General features: G+C 55.0%; 18 protein-coding genes and 1 pseudogene. 8 read left to right on the forward strand and 11 right to left on the reverse strand.

Annotated elements, in window-relative coordinates; translation table 11 throughout:
- The first annotated feature begins 53 nt into the window (after positions 1 to 53).
- Complete coding sequence (locus tag AC3WQH_RS11720) at positions 54 to 929, forward strand: radical SAM/SPASM domain-containing protein (protein WP_005830093.1); 876 nt, start codon at positions 54 to 56, stop codon at positions 927 to 929.
- Between the two features lie 34 nt (positions 930 to 963).
- Positions 964 to 1491: a DinB family protein gene (locus tag AC3WQH_RS11725; protein WP_005830091.1), complete on the forward strand. Its 528-nt coding sequence runs from the start codon at positions 964 to 966 to the stop codon at positions 1489 to 1491.
- 43 nt (positions 1492 to 1534) lie between these two features.
- Here the strand turns inward: AC3WQH_RS11725 and AC3WQH_RS11730 are convergent, their stop codons facing one another.
- Positions 1535 to 1963: a GNAT family N-acetyltransferase gene (locus tag AC3WQH_RS11730; RefSeq protein ID WP_492332049.1), complete on the reverse strand. Its 429-nt coding sequence runs from the start codon at positions 1961 to 1963 to the stop codon at positions 1535 to 1537.
- A 206-nt stretch (positions 1964 to 2169) separates the two neighbouring features.
- Here AC3WQH_RS11730 and AC3WQH_RS11735 point away from each other — a divergent pair, with 206 nt between their 5' ends.
- Together AC3WQH_RS11735 and AC3WQH_RS11740 are read left to right on the forward strand one after the other, a co-directional pair.
- Positions 2170 to 2769 (forward strand): hypothetical protein, encoded by a 600-nt coding sequence (locus tag AC3WQH_RS11735; RefSeq protein WP_007779537.1) that lies wholly within the window; start codon positions 2170 to 2172, stop codon positions 2767 to 2769.
- A gap of 94 nt (positions 2770 to 2863) precedes the next feature.
- The gene (locus AC3WQH_RS11740) at positions 2864 to 3310 is read left to right on the forward strand and encodes an NUDIX domain-containing protein (protein ID WP_492332050.1); all 447 of its coding nucleotides are present in this window, start codon (positions 2864 to 2866) and stop codon (positions 3308 to 3310) included.
- A gap of 176 nt (positions 3311 to 3486) precedes the next feature.
- On the opposite strand, the gene AC3WQH_RS11745 is transcribed toward AC3WQH_RS11740, so the two are convergent.
- The 8 genes from AC3WQH_RS11745 to AC3WQH_RS11780 all read right to left on the reverse strand — a co-directional run bounded on the left by AC3WQH_RS11745 (position 3487) and on the right by AC3WQH_RS11780 (position 11145).
- On the reverse strand, positions 3487 to 3957 hold the full coding sequence (locus AC3WQH_RS11745; RefSeq protein ID WP_007779533.1) for an ankyrin repeat domain-containing protein: 471 nt from the start codon (positions 3955 to 3957) through the stop codon (positions 3487 to 3489).
- Positions 3958 to 4161: 204 nt separating this feature from the next.
- On the reverse strand, positions 4162 to 4647 hold the full coding sequence (locus tag AC3WQH_RS11750; protein WP_007779530.1) for an RrF2 family transcriptional regulator: 486 nt from the start codon (positions 4645 to 4647) through the stop codon (positions 4162 to 4164).
- A gap of 19 nt (positions 4648 to 4666) precedes the next feature.
- Positions 4667 to 5389, reverse strand: coding sequence for a DsbA family oxidoreductase (locus AC3WQH_RS11755; RefSeq protein ID WP_005830077.1), 723 nt, complete (start codon positions 5387 to 5389; stop codon positions 4667 to 4669).
- A gap of 133 nt (positions 5390 to 5522) precedes the next feature.
- The gene (locus tag AC3WQH_RS11760) at positions 5523 to 6164 is read right to left on the reverse strand and encodes an ABC transporter ATP-binding protein (protein ID WP_005830076.1); all 642 of its coding nucleotides are present in this window, start codon (positions 6162 to 6164) and stop codon (positions 5523 to 5525) included.
- The gene (locus tag AC3WQH_RS11765; RefSeq protein ID WP_005830074.1) at positions 6161 to 7816 is read right to left on the reverse strand and encodes an ABC transporter permease; all 1656 of its coding nucleotides are present in this window, start codon (positions 7814 to 7816) and stop codon (positions 6161 to 6163) included. The genes AC3WQH_RS11760 and AC3WQH_RS11765 overlap by 4 nt, the downstream gene beginning before the upstream one ends.
- A 3-nt stretch (positions 7817 to 7819) precedes the next feature.
- Positions 7820 to 8929 (reverse strand): Fe(3+) ABC transporter substrate-binding protein, encoded by a 1110-nt coding sequence (locus tag AC3WQH_RS11770; RefSeq protein WP_005830072.1) that lies wholly within the window; start codon positions 8927 to 8929, stop codon positions 7820 to 7822.
- 117 nt (positions 8930 to 9046) lie between these two features.
- Positions 9047 to 10471: an ATP-binding protein gene (locus AC3WQH_RS11775; protein WP_005830070.1), complete on the reverse strand. Its 1425-nt coding sequence runs from the start codon at positions 10469 to 10471 to the stop codon at positions 9047 to 9049.
- Positions 10468 to 11145 (reverse strand): response regulator transcription factor, encoded by a 678-nt coding sequence (locus AC3WQH_RS11780; RefSeq protein ID WP_005830069.1) that lies wholly within the window; start codon positions 11143 to 11145, stop codon positions 10468 to 10470. Before AC3WQH_RS11780 ends, AC3WQH_RS11775 begins: the two co-directional genes overlap by 4 nt.
- 161 nt (positions 11146 to 11306) lie before the next feature.
- On the opposite strand from AC3WQH_RS11780, the gene AC3WQH_RS11785 reads away from it, so the two are divergent.
- On the forward strand, positions 11307 to 11831 hold the full coding sequence (locus AC3WQH_RS11785; RefSeq protein WP_492332051.1) for a superoxide dismutase family protein: 525 nt from the start codon (positions 11307 to 11309) through the stop codon (positions 11829 to 11831).
- Positions 11832 to 12047: 216 nt separating this feature from the next.
- Here AC3WQH_RS11785 and AC3WQH_RS11790 read toward each other — a convergent pair whose 3' ends face one another.
- Entirely contained in the window at positions 12048 to 12893 is an 846-nt protein-coding gene (locus AC3WQH_RS11790; RefSeq protein WP_005830065.1) for a 1,4-dihydroxy-6-naphtoate synthase, read from the reverse strand.
- Entirely contained in the window at positions 12894 to 13553 is a 660-nt protein-coding gene (locus AC3WQH_RS11795; protein WP_310669972.1) for a futalosine hydrolase, read from the reverse strand.
- A gap of 291 nt (positions 13554 to 13844) precedes the next feature.
- Here AC3WQH_RS11795 and AC3WQH_RS11800 point away from each other — a divergent pair.
- From AC3WQH_RS11800 to eutH, 3 genes and pseudogenes are all read left to right on the forward strand, one after another.
- Positions 13845 to 14107 (forward strand): annotated as a pseudogene (locus tag AC3WQH_RS11800) (nitroreductase family protein); the annotation flags it as partial.
- Between the two features lie 348 nt (positions 14108 to 14455).
- Positions 14456 to 14656: a cold-shock protein gene (locus AC3WQH_RS11805; protein ID WP_005830059.1), complete on the forward strand. Its 201-nt coding sequence runs from the start codon at positions 14456 to 14458 to the stop codon at positions 14654 to 14656.
- Positions 14657 to 15064: 408 nt separating this feature from the next.
- On the forward strand, positions 15065 to 16345 hold the full coding sequence (gene eutH, locus AC3WQH_RS11810; protein ID WP_005830057.1) for an ethanolamine utilization protein EutH: 1281 nt from the start codon (positions 15065 to 15067) through the stop codon (positions 16343 to 16345).
- The last annotated feature ends 65 nt before the right edge of the window (positions 16346 to 16410 follow it).

The following is a 16410-nucleotide window of genomic DNA, read 5'->3' on the forward strand; positions in this document are numbered from 1 at the left end:
ATGTGAGGTATATTCGCACTTCACAATAGGACAACTGGAATGGGGACAATATTTTGAAAACGTTTAAAAAAGTTTATATAGAAATTACGAGCATCTGCAATCTCGCCTGTACGTTTTGCCCGCCGACGGAGCGCAAGGCTACGTTTATCTCGGTGGACAGCTTCGCGAAGCGGCTAGATGAGATCAGGCCGCACACCCGGCACATTTACTTGCACGTAAAAGGAGAGCCGCTGCTCCATCCGAAAATCGACGAGCTGCTCGACATCAGCCATGAAAAAGGCTTCAAGGTCAACATTACGACCAACGGCACATTGATTGCGAAAAATCGGCATAAGCTGCTGGGGAAGCCAGCGCTAAGGCAGATGAACTTTTCGCTGCACAGCTTTGACGGCCACCTCGGCTCGACCGACCGTGAAGGTTACTTGCGGGAGATTCTCTCCTTCGTCCGCGACGCTGCGGAGCACAAAGTCATCTTTTCCTTCCGCCTGTGGAATTTGACCCAAAACAACATCACGAACATTCAAAAGAGCAGAAACCGCCAGACGCTTGCAATCATCGAAAAAGAATTTGCGCTCGATTACCAGATCGAAGAAAAGGTCGAGCCGGGTAGCGGCGTAAAAATCGCCGAGCGCGTCTACTTGAACCAGGACCATGAGTTTCAGTGGCCGAGCATGACAGCTCCACGCGACGAGGGCCGGGGCTTTTGCCACGCCTTGCGCAGCCAGGCGGCGATTCTGGTCGACGGGACAGTCGTTCCGTGCTGTCTGGACGGGGAGGGCGTCATCAACCTGGGCAATATTCAGCAAGCGTCGTTTACGGACATCGTGGAAGGCGAGCGGGCCAATGCCATCGTCGAAGGGTTTTCTCGCAGGGAGGCTGTCGAGGAACTGTGCAGAAGATGTGGATATCGCCAACGTTTTGGCGCGTAGTGGATCAACCTGAATCGGACAAGGGGGCGTTTTGATGAATTTCAGCATGCATGAAGCTGTCGAGGTGTTGGAGCGTACGCCGTTGCTGCTGCAACAATTTTTATCCGGTCTATCGACGGGGTGGCTGACCTGTAACGAGGGCGAGGACACGTGGAACGCCGTGGAAGTGCTGGAGCATTTGATCGAGGCAGAGCGAACGAACTGGATACCGCGGCTGGAACTGATTTTGCAGGAAGGCGACAGCAAGCCGTTTCCCCCTTTTGATCGCTTTTCGCACCTGAACCGACGCACGGAGCAGTCGCTGGCGGAAAAGTTGCGCGAATTTACAGCGATTCGCCAGCAAAATATCGCTAGGCTGACGGAGCTGATCGATCCAGCGCTGCACCTGGAGCTGACTGGCCTGCACCCGGCATTCGGCGCGGTAAAAGCGCGGGAGCTGATTTCCACCTGGGTCGTCCACGACTTGACACACATCGCGCAAATCGTGCGGGTCATGGCGAAACGATACGGAACGGACGTCGGGCCGTGGAAAGCGTATTTGGGCATTTTGCAAAACAAATGACGCTTCCGGCAAAACCATGAGGGGATGGATTTCCCCCTCTTTTTTATGCCAGCTCTGAAAAATACCTGACCTCTTCGCTCTCCACATAAAAGCCGACCGACTCGTAAAGGAACAAAGCCGACTGATTGGTCGTCAGCACCGTCAGGCAGGCGTACGGCAGTCCATGTGCCTGCAAGTAAGCAAGTCCCTGCGTCAGCAAAAACTTGGCGAAGCCGCGCTGCCTCCACGGTTCGCGGACAAACACATCCTCAATAACCCCGTGCTCCTCCTCTTGCCACGCCATTAACCCGGCTGCGAGCGTGCGTTTTTGCCGGATGACGAGCGATGTCCAGAGCGGTTGCTTTTTGTATTCGGCGAGCCGTTCCGCCCCAAGCGGCGTGTCCGGCCAAATCTCCGCTTCCACCTGCAAATATTGCCGTTCCTCTTCAGGCGTCTCCATCTGCCACGGCGCAAACTGAAAAGCTTCGTCCAAAGCCCTCTCGCCAACAGGCTGATCGAGCTCGCGCCGCATCCGAAACAGGCTGTTCAGGTGGCGGAAGCCTTGCCGGATAAAAATTCCCTATTTTTTCGCGATGTCTTCCACTGTGTGATAAAATGCTAGATAGTTCCAAATGCCAGGCCAACGTTTGGCGAAAATGCTTGGCCGCATCGACTTTTTCAGCCCAAGGAGAGCCGCCCGTGAAAAAACTCGACCAGTTGCAGCTTGAGCATTTTCAACAGATGGAGCAGCTTGAGCTTCAATATTATAGCGCCGATTTCATTACGCCCAGCCAGGAAAGCTACAACTGGTACTGCTTCCGCCCGGACAGCATCGTCGCGATCGAAGCGGATAACCGCGTCGTCGCTTTCCTGAATTTGCTCCCGGTAAAAAAACATGTCTACGAGCAAATCGTCGCCGGCCGCTTCAACGACAGCTTGATGACGACTGCGGATATCGAAAATCCGGAGCAGTCGCCGGAGTCGGCGTATTATTTTTTGTCCTGTGTCGTTGTCGCTGATGCTTACCGGAAAAGTGCTGCCTTGCCGCTGATGCTCCACCATTATCTCGGCGTGCTGGATGGCGTGGCCGCAAGCGGCATTCGCATTCACTCCATCGCGATGGAGGCGGTGACCGCTGCCGGCAATCGGTTTGCGGAGCGGCTCGGCATGCGGCTTTTGTGTGAGAGCGACCATGATTCGCACGTCTACGCATGCGACTACGCAACTTTCCGAGAGCACGTGCATGCCCGCTATCCGCTGCCGGAAGCACAGCCCGGGCAAGCCGATGACCCGCAATAGCCAGACAAGAGGGCGGCGACTCGGTGCTGTCGCTCGCCATCCAGCGAGGAAACGAAAACGTCGCGAACTTTTTGCGGCAACAAGGAGCGAAACCATGACAACGAATACGAATACTATGGCACTTCCCCGCTTGGGCGTAGGCGCGGTGATCCGCAACGAGCACGACAAGATATTGCTCGTGTGGCGCAATCGTCATCCGGAGAAAGATACATGGAGCATTCCGGGTGGAAAAGTCGATCCGTACGAGCCGCTTGAGGCGTCAATCATCCGCGAAGTAAAAGAAGAAGTGAATCTCGACGTCGAAATTACAGGCTTGCTCTGCATGGCCGAGACGATCCGGCCGGACGAGGCAGAGCATTGGGTGTCCGCCATCTACGAAGTCCAAGTGCAAGCGGGAACCGCACGCAACATGGAGGAAGGCGGAGCGATCGGGGCAGTCAAATGGTTCTCCCTCGCCGAGCTTCCCGCCAATCTCGCTTGCTTCACCGTGCCTGCAATCGAGCAGTTGCAAAAACAAAGAGTGCAAACAAGCTGTTCCTGAAAAAAGGACTGCGCAATCCTCGTGCGCAGTCATGTTCGAGACTGCCACGTTTTTTTCATACTTTTCCCTACTGATCCACAGATGCGGTCGACCGCCCGCCTTCCAGCAGCGAGACACCTGGCGCGGGGAGTGGCGTGCAGCAGGGGTGCAACGTGTGGCGGACGCCATGCCGCACGTTAGCCAAGCAGCAAGGCAATCTCCTCTTCCTCGCGCCCCCGGGCGATAGCGAGCGGGGTCAGCCCCCGTTTGTCCCTCCGCGCTTTGTCCGCTCCATGCTCCAGCAATACTTCGATGACATCCAGCCGCTCCTCTCCGTCTGCTACTTGCGTGTGCAGCGGCGTGCTCCCGTCGTCCGCCGCTGCGTTCACGTCTGCTCCGTGCCGGATCAGGAGGGCGGCAATCTGCGGATACAAAACGATATGCAGCGGGGTACTTCCCTCGTCGTTACTGGCGCGGACATCTGCTCCTTGTCCTAGCAAAAATTCGATCAGCTCCTCGTTCTCCGTCATGACGGCCGCATGCAGCACGGAAAACTCGTACTCATCCTTGCCGTGAATCAAGGCAGGCTGCTTCTGCAAAATTCGTTTTACTTCGTCGAAATCGTCCATTTCCGCTGCCTCGTACAAATCCTCGAACGTATATGCCATCTTCAACGCTTACCTTTCCATGCAAACGATCGGGGAAAGCGCTGCTCGTACAGCCACGTCAGCTTCTGCACCTTCGCCCACGCTCCCTTTTCCGCGTGAGAAAACTTGGCTGCGCCAAGTTATTCGTGCAGCCTTGGTTGCACTTATCCGGAATAAGAGTCTTACCCATTCTTATCTGTACCAAAAAACCGACTCCTGCTACTGCTACAAGAGTCGGTTTTCCTGCTTGATCTCCAACAGTTCCTCGCTTGGGCCTACCTGCCCGAAGCCGATGCTGTCCATCACATCCGCCAGCGTGTACTGCCCGAGAAATAAAACAAGCTGCTGCTCGGCCTGGTTCATCAGCGCCTCAAGATGGCGGTCCAGTTGCACGCCAACCTCGCCGCAATCCAGCTCCTCCTGACTGTCTTCCTCGCGTTCGTCCGGAAGGGAGCGGTAAATATCGGCGAGCGTCAACTCCTTAGGGCACCTCGTCATGTAGTAGCCGCCGTCGCGTCCTTCCTTTGCCTCCACGATGCCAGCCCGGTTCAACTGGGCCATGACTCGGCGCAAAAAAGTCGCATGCGTCTTCACCTGTGCGGCAATGGCGGAGCTGGACAGCACACCGCCGCTTTGCGCCAGCCAGACCAGCACGTGCACGGCAATCCGGAAGCGCGGCTTGGCAATCTGATCGATTCGATTCAGCTTCATGCAACCACAACCTCGCCGTTTACAGCTTGCAGGAACCGTCCGCGCAGTTGTCCCCGGCTGTCTTTTCCTTTTCATCCTGACCGACAAGCGTCAGAGGGGCAGCGGCGTTTTCTTCTTCCCATACTTTGCCCAGCACTCCCAGGAACACTTCGTCCGGCTGAGCGCCGGAAACCGCGTATTTGTTGTTGAACACGAAGAACGGCACGCCTTTGATGCCGATTTCAGCGCCTCTGCGCTTGTCTTCCTGCACCTTGTCGCTGTACTCGCCGCTTTTCAGCATGGCGAGTGCCGCTTCGCGGTCCAGCCCGACCTCGGAGGCAAGCTGCGCCAGCACCTCGTGGTCTCCCAGGTGAAGCGACTCGGTGAAGTACGCTTTCAGGAGGCGCTCCTTCATTTCCGTCATTTTGCCATGGGCAGCGGCAAAGTGAGCCAGACGGTGCGCGTCAAACGTATTCGTCGGAATCATCGTGTCAAAATGATAGTCGAGCCCGACGCTTTTTGCTTGCTGGGCCACGCGATCATTCATGCTTTTGGCCTGTTCCAGCGGCATGCCGTATTTGCTAGCGAGCACGCTGTGTATGTCCATATTCGTATCGCGCTCCATGGTCGGATCGAGCTGGAAGCTGCGGTAGACGATTTCTACCTGATCCTTGTTCGGGAATTGCGACAGTGCGCCTTCCAGATGGCGCTTGCCGATATAGCAAAACGGGCAGGCAAAATCAGACCACACTTCTACTTTCATGTATGCATCCTCCTCATATTCAACGGTTCAGCGGCAATCGCGCCAAACCGTAAACTGCAATCGTCACAAGCACATTATACACGATGCAGGGGAATGCTGCTGAACTTTTCAGGAGGAAGCGACACTTTGCCCGTCAGCGAGCCATGCGGATGATCCGGTCGCAGATCGTCTCCGCATCTTCTCTGTCATGGGTCACCAGTATCGTCGTGATGCGCGCTGCCCGCAGCAGCTCCTGCAATTCCTCGCGTATTTTCTTTTTCAACTCTGCGTCCAGATTGCTGAACGGCTCATCCATCAACAGAATGGCGGGTCGAGGTGCCAACGCTCTGGCAAAAGCCACCCGCTGCTGCTGCCCGCCGCTCAGCTCATGCGGGTAGCGCTTGCCGAAGCTCTCCATTTGCACGAGCGCAAGCATTTCCCGAAGCCGTACCTCCCGTTCTTTTTTCGTCAGCCGATGCAGTCCAAACAAAATATTTTGCTCGACCGTCAAATGCGGAAACAGTGCATAGTCCTGAAAAATCATTCCGACTCCGCGATGCTCAGGCTCGACGAACTGCCGCGCATCGACCAGCACCCGTCCGTCGATGAGGATTCGTCCGCCCGCAGGAGCTTCCAGCCCCGCGATCAAGCGCAGCAGCGTGCTTTTTCCACAGCCGCTGTTTCCCAAAATCCCGACGATCTCGCCCTGCTCCATGCGCAGCGAAAAATTGCGCACGACAGGCCCGCTCCCCGCTCCGTAGCCAAACGTGATATTGTCCAGTTGAAAAAAGCTCATTTTGCCTGTCTCTCCCCTACCCAGTGATAAAAAAAGACGGAAACGATGCCGACCGCGACGATGAACAGCGACGGAATCGACGCTTGCTGGATTTGCTCATCGCTTGCGTATTGGTACGCCTTCGTCGCCAGCGTTTCGAAGTTGTAGGGGCGGAGCAGCAAAGTCAGCGGCAGCTCCTTGACAATCTCCATGAACACGAGAATAACCCCGGTCATGACCGCCCCTTTGATGAGCGGCAAATCGACCTTGAAAAAAGTCCGGGTCATCCCCATGCCGAGCATTCGCGCCGCCTCCGAATAGCGGTTTCCCGTCTTCTCAAAGCCGGCTTCGACCGCATTGAAGCCGACCGCCAAAAAGCGGATGATATAGGCAAAAACGAGCATGAACAGCGACATGCTAATCACCAGCTTGCCCTCTGGAAAGCCCAGCCAGGCGTACAGCGGACCCAGCTCTTTGTCGAGCGAAATCACGACGGCCAGCACGCCGATTGACAGCACCGCCCCCGGAATCGAGTACCCCATGGAAATCAGCCGCGTCATAACCATGGCGAATACAGATGTGCGGGAATAGCGAATGACGTTGGCGACCGTGACCGCAAGCAGCATCAGGAGCGCGATGGAAACAACAGAGATCGACAGCGTATTGGTCAAAAGCTGCACGAACCGCTCGTTCAGCACTTCCTGATACGTCCATGTTGCCCAGACCGCAAGCTGTGCCACAGGAATGAAAAAAGAAAGGGAAACGATCGCGATACAAAAGCATAGCGCGGCATACATGGGCAGCCCTGTCAGCTTTCTTCTGCGCAGCGTCGTGACCCGGTTCGTCGGCGAGCTGAACTTTTTGCGCTTGCGCACCAGCCGCTCCACGACAAAAATGCCGATAATCAGGCTCATCAGCCAGGCAGCCAGACGGATTGCCGAATCGACGTCGTACATGCCGAACCACGTCTTGAAAATCGCCGTTGTAAACGACTGAATGCCGAAGTGGTTAGTCACGCCAAAGTCGTTCAGCACCTCAAACGCGACCAGGCTCGCTCCCCCCGCAATAGCGGCCTGCGAGAGCGGCAACACGATGCGAAAAAAGATGTGAACCGAGTTTTTCCCCAGCAATCGGGCGTTTTCAATGAACGCCGCGCTCTGCTTTTCCAGAAACGTTTTCGTAATCAAGTACACGTACGGAAACAAAAACAGCGTGAAAATAAAAATGGCGCCCTTCATGGACATGATGTCAAAGTAGCGCTGATCGAACGTCCAGCCCCAGCCATTTCGCAAAAAAGTCTGGATGCTTCCGGTATAGCTCAGCATGTTGCCGTACGTGTAGGCCGCAATATACGGCGGGATCGCCAGCGGCAGCACGAAGGCGAACGCGAAAAAACGGCGCAGCGGAAAATCGTAGGCAGCCACCAGCCAGGCGAGCGAAACGCCTACGATGATCGTACAGGCTCCTGTTCCCAAGACGAGCCACAGCGATTCCAGGGCGTAATCGAGGAGCATGTACTCCTGAATGTGCTGCCAGTTTTCATTCGTGTGCGCAAACAGGCCGAGCAAAATGTAAAGAGACGGGAGAAGGGCCAAAATGGCCCCTGTCACGCTCAGCGCTACCCACCCGTTCAGCTTCCGTTTCAGGCTTCTTCGCAACGCAGCTCCCGTCATCGTTTATTTCCACCCTGCTTTGTTCATCAGCTCAACCGCTTTTTTGTTGTGCTCGCCAAGCTTGGCAAAATTGAGCTGCTGCGTCTTGAACTCGCCCCATTCTTTCAACAAGGCCGGCTTCTCCGCCTCCGCATTCACCGGGAACTCAAAGCTGCCTTGCGTCAACATCGACTGGCCTTCCTTGCTCGTGATGTATTCGATCAGCTTGACGGCGTTGTCTTTGTTTTTCGCATGCTTGGTCAAGCCGATGCCGCTAATGTTCACGTGCGTACCTGTCGTGTTTTGGTTCGGGAAAAAGACGCCGACGCTTTCTGCGACTTTCACTTCTTCCGCGTCTTTGGAATGCAGCATTTGCCCGACGTAGTACGTGTTCATCAGAGCGACATCTCCGACTTTGGCCGCGATCGCTTTCGCCTGGTCGCGGTCTCCGCCCTCTGGCTTGCGCGCCAGGTTGTTCGCCAGGCCCGTTGCCCAATCTTGCGCCGCCTGTTCGCCATTCAGCTCGATAAAGGAAGCGACCAATGACTGGTTGTACAAATTCGAGGAAGAACGAACGAGCACTTTGCCCTTCCATTTGTCGCTCGCCAAATCTTCATAGGTGGACAAATCTTCCGGCTTCACGCGGTCTTTTGCGTAGACGATCACGCGCGCGCGGGTCGCCATGCCGATCCATTCGTTGTCAGGATCGCGCCATTGGCTCGGCACGTTTTTTTCCACCTCTGCGGAGGCGATTGGCTGCAGAACGCCGTTTTGCTTGGCGTAGTTCAGCACGCCGCCGTCCACGGTGATGAACAAATCCGCCTCCGAGCTTTCACCTTCGCGCTTCAGGCGCTCCACCAGTTCCTCGGCTGTGCCTTTTACTTCATTGACCTTGATCCCCGTCTGTTTGGTGAACTCGGCAAACAGCTTGCTGTCTATTTCGTAGTGCCTTGCCGTAAATACGTTGACGACCTGGTCCTTGTCCTTCGCCGCCGTCTCCTCCGCTTTTGGCGCGGTAGTGCCGGCTTGCGGCTGGCTCGCGCTGCTCTCTCCCTGACCAGCTCCGCAGCCCGCCATGAATGGCACAGTCAGCATCGTAAAGAGCATGAGACTGAGCATGCTTGTTTTTCTCATTTTCGAATCTTCCCCTTTGCCTCAAGTTGTTTTGATAATGAATATCATTTCCAATCGACAAGGCTTATTGTAGCGAAGCAAAATGAGAAAACGATGAGAAAAACAAAAAAACTTTTTTCAGACGCTCTCCGCAATCGAGCGAATCGGCAACAGCACGTTGACAGTAGTGCCTTCCTGCTCGACGCTCTCGATCGTCAGCGCTCCGTTGTAACGCTCCACAAGCCGCTTCGCAATCGACAGCCCCAGGCCGTTTCCGTCCGTGGCGCCGCTTTTTCTGTTTCGCGCTTTGTCTACCCGGTACAGCCGATCCGTGACATACGGCAAGTCTTTTGCCGGAATGCCGATTCCCGCGTCGATAATCTCCAGGCGGGCTCGCTCGCCCTGAATGGCTGCCCTCACCGCGATTCTTTTTCGTTCCCGCGAATACTTGACCGCATTGTCCAAAAGAATCAGCAAAATCTGCTCCAGATGTTCTGCGGATATGGCCAGCTTCACCCCGGACAGCGCCTGCAGATCGCGCTCTATAATGAAGGCGGGATGAAGCACATTGACCTTTTTGACCGTTTGCGAAATGACCTGCTCCGGCTCGCATACTGCGGCCGCTTCATCCATTTGCAGATTCTCTGCCCGCGTCAGCACGAGAAGCTCCTCGACCAGCGCTTTTAATCTGGACAGCTCCTCCACGGATATTTGCAGCGATTCCTCCAGGACGGCCGGATCGTGCTTGCCCCAGCGGCGCAGCATGCCCAGGTGCCCTTCGACGATGGCGATCGGGGTGCGCAATTCATGCGAAGCATCCTCCACGAATTGCCGCTGCTGCTGAAAGGACCGCTCCAGCTTGTCCATCATCGCATTAAACATCTTCATCGTCGTGGCGAGTTCATCGTGATTGTCGTAAAACTCCACCCGCTCGGACAGACCCTTTTGCTTCACGTTTTTCATCGTTTCGTTCATCGCCTGCAGCGGCTTGACCAACTGCCGGGCCAGCAGTCTCCCGCCGAGTCCGCTTACAATGACCGCCGCGAGACAGCCGATCGCCATGAACCGGAACAACGCTCCGCTCAGCTTCTCGAACTCCTGGATGTTTTTCACGATCTCCACCGTGCCGTCAAACTGAAAAATCGTGATCGGCCGCTCCATCAACAGCAAGTTTTTGCTGATGTGCACACTCCGCCATTGCTCGCGGGGAGCACGCGTGATCGTTTCAGCCAGGCTGTCTTCGATCCCGTCCGACACGACGGCAACCGGCACGCCTTGCCCGTCGAGGATACGGATTCGCTGGTTGTGCTGGTTGATTTTTTGCAAAAAGCTGCGCATTTCGTCGAGATCGGCTCCCGCGAAGGAGATTTCCCGCTCCAGGGCAAAGTTGAGAATCTCGCGCATCGTCTGCTCGGCCGCTTGCTCCTCCTGACGCATCATCCACTTTTCCACAAAATAATATTGAACGGTATTGTAGGCGATGAACACCAAAAAGAGCAGCACGGACGACCAAAGCGTCAGCTTCCATTTGATCGGGAGTCTGGATGGGGCGTATCTTTTCATTTTCTCATCACGTAGCCGATCCCGCGAACGGACTGGATGTAGCTGCGCTCCTCAGGCGCGTCGATTTTGTTGCGCAAATACCGCACGTACACATCGACGACGTTCGTTTCGACGGCAGACTCGTACCCCCACACCGTATCGAGCAGCACGTCGCGCGGCAGGACGCGGTTAATATTTTTCATAAACATCACGAGCAGATCGTACTCCCTTTTGGTCAATTCGAGGCTCTGTCCGCCTTTTGCTACCGTTCGCGCCTCCAGGTCAACGGTCAGCTCGCGAAAAACAAGCTTGGCCCGCAGCGCGTCGGTCTGCTCCTCCTGCCTGCGAAACACGACACGCATTCGCGCGAGCAACTCCTCAATCGCAAACGGCTTGGGAATGTAGTCGTCCGCGCCGCTGTCCAAACCCGAGACGCGATCATCCACACTGTCTCTTGCCGTCAGCATGATGATCGGCGTTTTTTTGCGCTCGCGAATCTTGCGGCACACTTCCATCCCGTCCATTTCCGGCAGCATCAAATCAAGCAGGATGAGGTCCCACTCTTCCTTCAACGCGAGGTCCAGCCCTGTTCTTCCTTCATCGGCAACCGCCACGAAAAACGATTCGTGACGCAGCTCCAGCTCGATGAACCTCGCCATATTTTTTTCATCTTCAATCAAAAGCACTCGTTTCATCGTTTGCTCACCTTTTGTCCCCGCGGGGGAAGTCCATCTGATTGTAGATGATAATAATTATCAGCGTCAACATTCGCCGCCCATCGAAAAGATGAACCATCCGCCCATTCGCGACATAGGATGAACATCGTAACGATCACGAAAGCGAAGGTGGAGTGTACATGAACGGATATCCTCCCTATTTTTACGATACGCGCATGATTTCTTCCCACTATGCGCACACCCCGACACAGGCTTATGCCCAGATTCAGGGCGGTCCGCTGGCTCCGAACCTGAACGGCTATATCGTCTTCACCGATGTCCCGTACGGAACGGAGGTTTACGTCGAAGTCATCGGCCTGCCTCCTTACAAGCCCGCGACTGGCAATCAGCAGCCGATTGGCCCTTTTGGCTTTCACCTGCATGAACATGGCGTCTGCACCGTCGGCAATCCGGACGATCCGTTCACCGCAGCCGGCTCCCACTGGAATCCGACCAACCAGCCGCACGGCAACCACGCTGGCGACTTCCCTGTCCTGTTTTCCAACGACGGCTATGCGCGGATGAGCTTTATCACCAACCAGTTCAGGGCGGCAGATGTCGTCGGCAAATCTGTCATCATCCACCAAAGCCCGGACGACTACCGGACACAGCCTGCGGGCAACAGCGGCAAGCGGCTGGCCTGCGGGATTATCCAGCCTGCCTAGCGACCGCGCCATTTTTGCTTCCGCTATGCGAATCCATCAGGCGAGAGCAGGACACAGCCGTGCCGTGGACAGCTTCGTACCCTCGGCTGCCGTGGCAACAAAAAAAGCACAGAGACTCAAGCCCCTGTGCTTCCTTCGTTTTCTTTTGTTATGCGCAAAGACTTGTCACATCGGCAAAAGGCCAGTCCTTCGCGCGACCGCCATTTCTGTTGCCTGTTATCCGCGCAGCAGCGACAAGTCGAATCGAGGGACAAGCCCTTCCTCGGCAGCGCGCCCCAGCAAGGCGGTGATAGCTGCGTAGCCGTCCTCTCCGAGATTGCGCGTAAATTCGTTTACGTACAGGGCAATGTGTGCCTGGGCAACCTCGAAGGACAGCTCCTGGGCGTGGCACATGACGTACTCCTGCGAAGCGGTCGGATGAGCCCAGGCGTATTCTACAGACGCGCGCGTCCAGTTCGCCAGCGCTTCGAGATCCATTGATCTTTTGGCGATGATCGCCCCGAGCGGAATCGGCAGATTGGTGTCTGCTTCCCACCAGTTGCCCAGATCGGTCATGAGGGCCAGCCCGTAGTTTTGATAAGTAAAACGCGCTTCGTGAATGACCAGGCCCGCGTCGATTTTGCCGTCGCGCACGGCAGGCATGATTTCGTGGAACGGCATCACGACGATTTCCCCTACACCGCCCGGGACGTTTTGCGCAGCCCACAAACGGAACAGCAGGTACGCCGTCGAGCGTTCGCTGGGAACGGCCACCCGCTTGCCGGAGAGCCGGGCCGGGTCGTTGGCGCTTGCGCCTGCATCGCCCTGTGTCAGCACGAGCGGCCCGCAGCCTCTGCCCAAAGCCCCGCCGCAAGGGAGCAACGCGTATTTGTCCAGCACCCACGGCAGTGCCGCATAAGAAATTTTCATCACTTCCGGCCCCTCGGCACGAGTCGCCAGCGTGTTCGTAATATCAATGTCGGCATACATGATGTCCAACTCGGGCGCACCCGGAATCAGCCCGTGTGCCCAGGCGTGAAACACAAACGTGTCATTTGGACACGGAGAAAACGCAATCTTCATTTACAGCACCTCCCGCAAAACTGAGCTTCCTTTTCGCAGCGCTTCCAGCGCGTCCTTGATTCGCCACGCCGACTTGTCGCGCGGGCCAATCGCATTGGAAACCGTCCTGATCTCCAATACAGGCACGCCAGCCGCATGCGCAGCGACCGCCACACCGTATCCTTCCATGGCTTCCGCGAGCGCTTCCGGCATCCTGTCAGCCAAAGCCTGTGCCGTTTCCGCCGTTCCCGTCACCGTAGACAGCGTCAGGATCGGTCCGCGACCAACGGGCAAGCCCGCTTTTTGCATGGCGCGCTCCACACGCTCTGCCAGCTCGCCAGCCACGGGCACACGCGCCGAGCCAAACCCCAGCTCGTCCACGCTGCAAAAGCCATCCGGCGTCTCCGCTCCCAAATCTGCGCAGACGATCTCACTGGCTACCGCAATCGAGCCGACCTCTGTCCGGCCGACGAAGCCGCCGCAAATCCCCGCGCAAACCACCAGGTCGTACTGCGCCTTTGCCAGCGCCCGCGCCGTACTGGCAGCGGCCGAAGCTGGCCCCACGCCTCCGACGGCCACCGTGAACCGTGCGTCCTCGCCCAGCCCTTGCATGACCGCATCCCGCTCTGCCGCTACCGACGTCACGACGAGAATGCGCTGCTTTTTTTGCTCATCAAGCATTTCCAGCCTGCCCTCCTTCCTCTGCTTCCCTTCTTTATTTCATACAGCTTTCTTGAAAAAACATTTCCTCCTCCACGTTATCGCTACTTGTCCTTCGTGTAAAGAGTTTGGGGTGTTTGACAGACAAATGCGCCGCTGCTGTCGCCAAAACGCATCCGTCTGCTGGAAAAGGATTAACAACGATTCTTCAATAAAATATATTTAGTTACGAAAAGTAATTATATTACATTGAATAAGTTTTGCATTTTCCATGCATCCTGTTAAAGAAAAAAAGCCATTGGAGGTATGAATCTGAGTAAAGATTTTTTCACAGCCGTAAAAGACAGACGCACCTATTACGGAATCAGCAAGGAAGCTGTTGTCTCTGACGAGCGTATTCGCGAGCTTGTCGAAGAAGCCGTCAAGCATACGCCTTCCTCCTTCAACTCGCAAAGCGCCCGCGTCGTTGTGCTTCTGGGCGAACACCCATGCTGTGGAGCATCACCAAGGAAACGCTACGCAAAATCGTGCCAGCCGAAAGCTTCGGACCGACAGAAGAAAAAATGAACGCGTTCGGCAAGCCAACCGCACAGCCTGGCGAAAAACAGTTCCAGCCCATCGCGGAACGAGTGAAGTTTTTCTCCTTATCGCTAGGTAAATTCCCCCATTAATAAGGCGGCGCGCGAGACATCCAGTCTTTTCGCCGTCTTTCCTTGTTTTTTTGCTGTACGGATCTGAAAGTAACTGATTGATTTCCGCTCCTGTCTGTGGTAGTATTAATTTAAACAAAAGAAGTTTCAAATGAGTGTTCACATATTGTAAAGGGTTTACAGTTATGTTTGAACCTTTCACAATGTGTGAATTTTATTTTATCCACAAATAAAAGTTGCATATTCATTTTAACTTTGTTGGAGGTAACACCCATGCAAACAGGTACAGTAAAATGGTTCAACGCTGAAAAAGGTTATGGTTTCATCGCAGTTGAAGGCGGAAACGACGTATTCGTTCACTTCAGCGCAATCACTGGCGAAGGCTTCAAAACTCTTGAAGAAGGCCAACGCGTTGAATTCAACGTGGTAGAAGGCAACCGCGGACCACAAGCTGAGAACGTAGTAAAACTGTAATTGGCTCACAAAGCTGCCCTTGCTTGATAGCAGGGCGGCTTTTTTTCGCTCTTTTTCAACCTGCGCGGCCGCTTTTTGTCGGTCACCCGCCATAAAATTCGGACTTTGTTCCTAAAGAGCTGTTGACAACAGACAAAGCTCCCCATATAATCACGGTATAATGCAGCGAAAAGCAATGGCGCTTTCCAGCATGAAGTTTTCAAAATTTACACAATGATACAAGCTGAGACATCATTCCTTCGCTTATTTTTTAGTCTCGTTTGAAAGCGGTTCCAGATGATTTATCAATCTTCAAGCTGTTTAACAAGTCCATACGAAAATAAGCAAAGGCGCTTAGGGCAAATCCCCGGTTTTCAGGGATCCTAAGCGCTTTTATTGTTTACATCTTTCAAAAAGGTGGGGTTGTCCATGGAGCACATTGGAAGTGTCATTATTTACATCATCATGCTATGCGCAGTCATCGGTGCTGTCGCCGCAATCCGCAACAGCGATGAAGGGCTTGGCAAGGAGTTCATGGAAGGAATTCACTCAACCGGTTACATCTTCGTTCCCGCAGCCGGGATCATGGCCTCCCTCCCTTACATCTCGTGGTTTGTGGAAAAAGCGGTGTCGCCGATTTTCCACAAAATCGGCGCCGATCCTGCCCTCGCGGCAACAGCCATTTTGGCTTCCGACATGGGTGGCTACCAGTTGGCGAACATCTTGAAAAGCTCGACAGAAGGCTGGGTAATGGCTATGGTCGTCGGTCTGATGGCTGGTGCGACCATCGTTTTCTCCATTCCAATGGGGCTGGCCATGCTCGACAAGCGCGACCACAAATACATGGCGCTTGGCGTCATGTCCGGGATTTTGACTGTTCCGATCGGCGCTTTCATCACCAGTGCCATTCTCTCTCTGTCAAACGCGCAAGTTCGTGCTGAAATCTCTACAAACGCTGACTCCACGTATGCGTTTGCCATCGGAATCGGCCAGGTGCTTTTGAACTTGTCCCCTATCCTGATTTTTGTTGTGGCGATTGCCGCAGGTCTGCGCTTCATGCCTGACCTGATGATTCGCGGATTCATGATCTTTGGTAAAACAATGGACGCTGGCATCAAACTCGTTCTCGTGTTTTCGATCGTGGAATACTTTACAGGCATTTTCTCTACCGTATTCGGCTCTTGGGGATTCGATCCGATCATCGCCGACCCGAAAGACCAATACCGCGCGCTGGAAACAGCCGGTTACATCGGAATCATGCTCTGCGGTGCGTTCCCGATGGTGTACTTGCTGCGCAAATACGCGGCGAAGCCACTGGAAGCGCTGGGCAACAAGCTGGGCCTCAGTCCTACAGGCAGTGCGGGGCTGCTGGCAACTGTCGCCAACATTTTGGCCATGTTCCGCCTCGTGCGCTCCATGCCGCCAAAAGACAAAGTCATCAACATCTCCTTCGCGGTATGTGCGGCGTTCTTGCTGGGCGACCACTTGTCCTTCTCCGCGAACTTCCAGCCTAACATCATCTTGCCGGTGATGCTCGGCAAGCTCGGTGCAGGTGTGATCGCCATCGCGCTCGCCTACTGGCTCTCTGTGCCAAAAGCGCTGGAGCTGGAGAAACAAGACCGCGAAGCTGGCATCATCGGTCCTGACGAATACATGGACGGACACGGCGAGCAAAAAGCTTCTACTGAAGTAGCGGCTACCAAAGAGTAAGACAAAGTCACGCTTTTCCGCATAACAAAAAGGCTGTCCCTGGAGACAGCCTTTTTTCTTTTGCC

It is taken from the genome of Brevibacillus sp. FW301-21C12A (assembly GCF_058788915.1).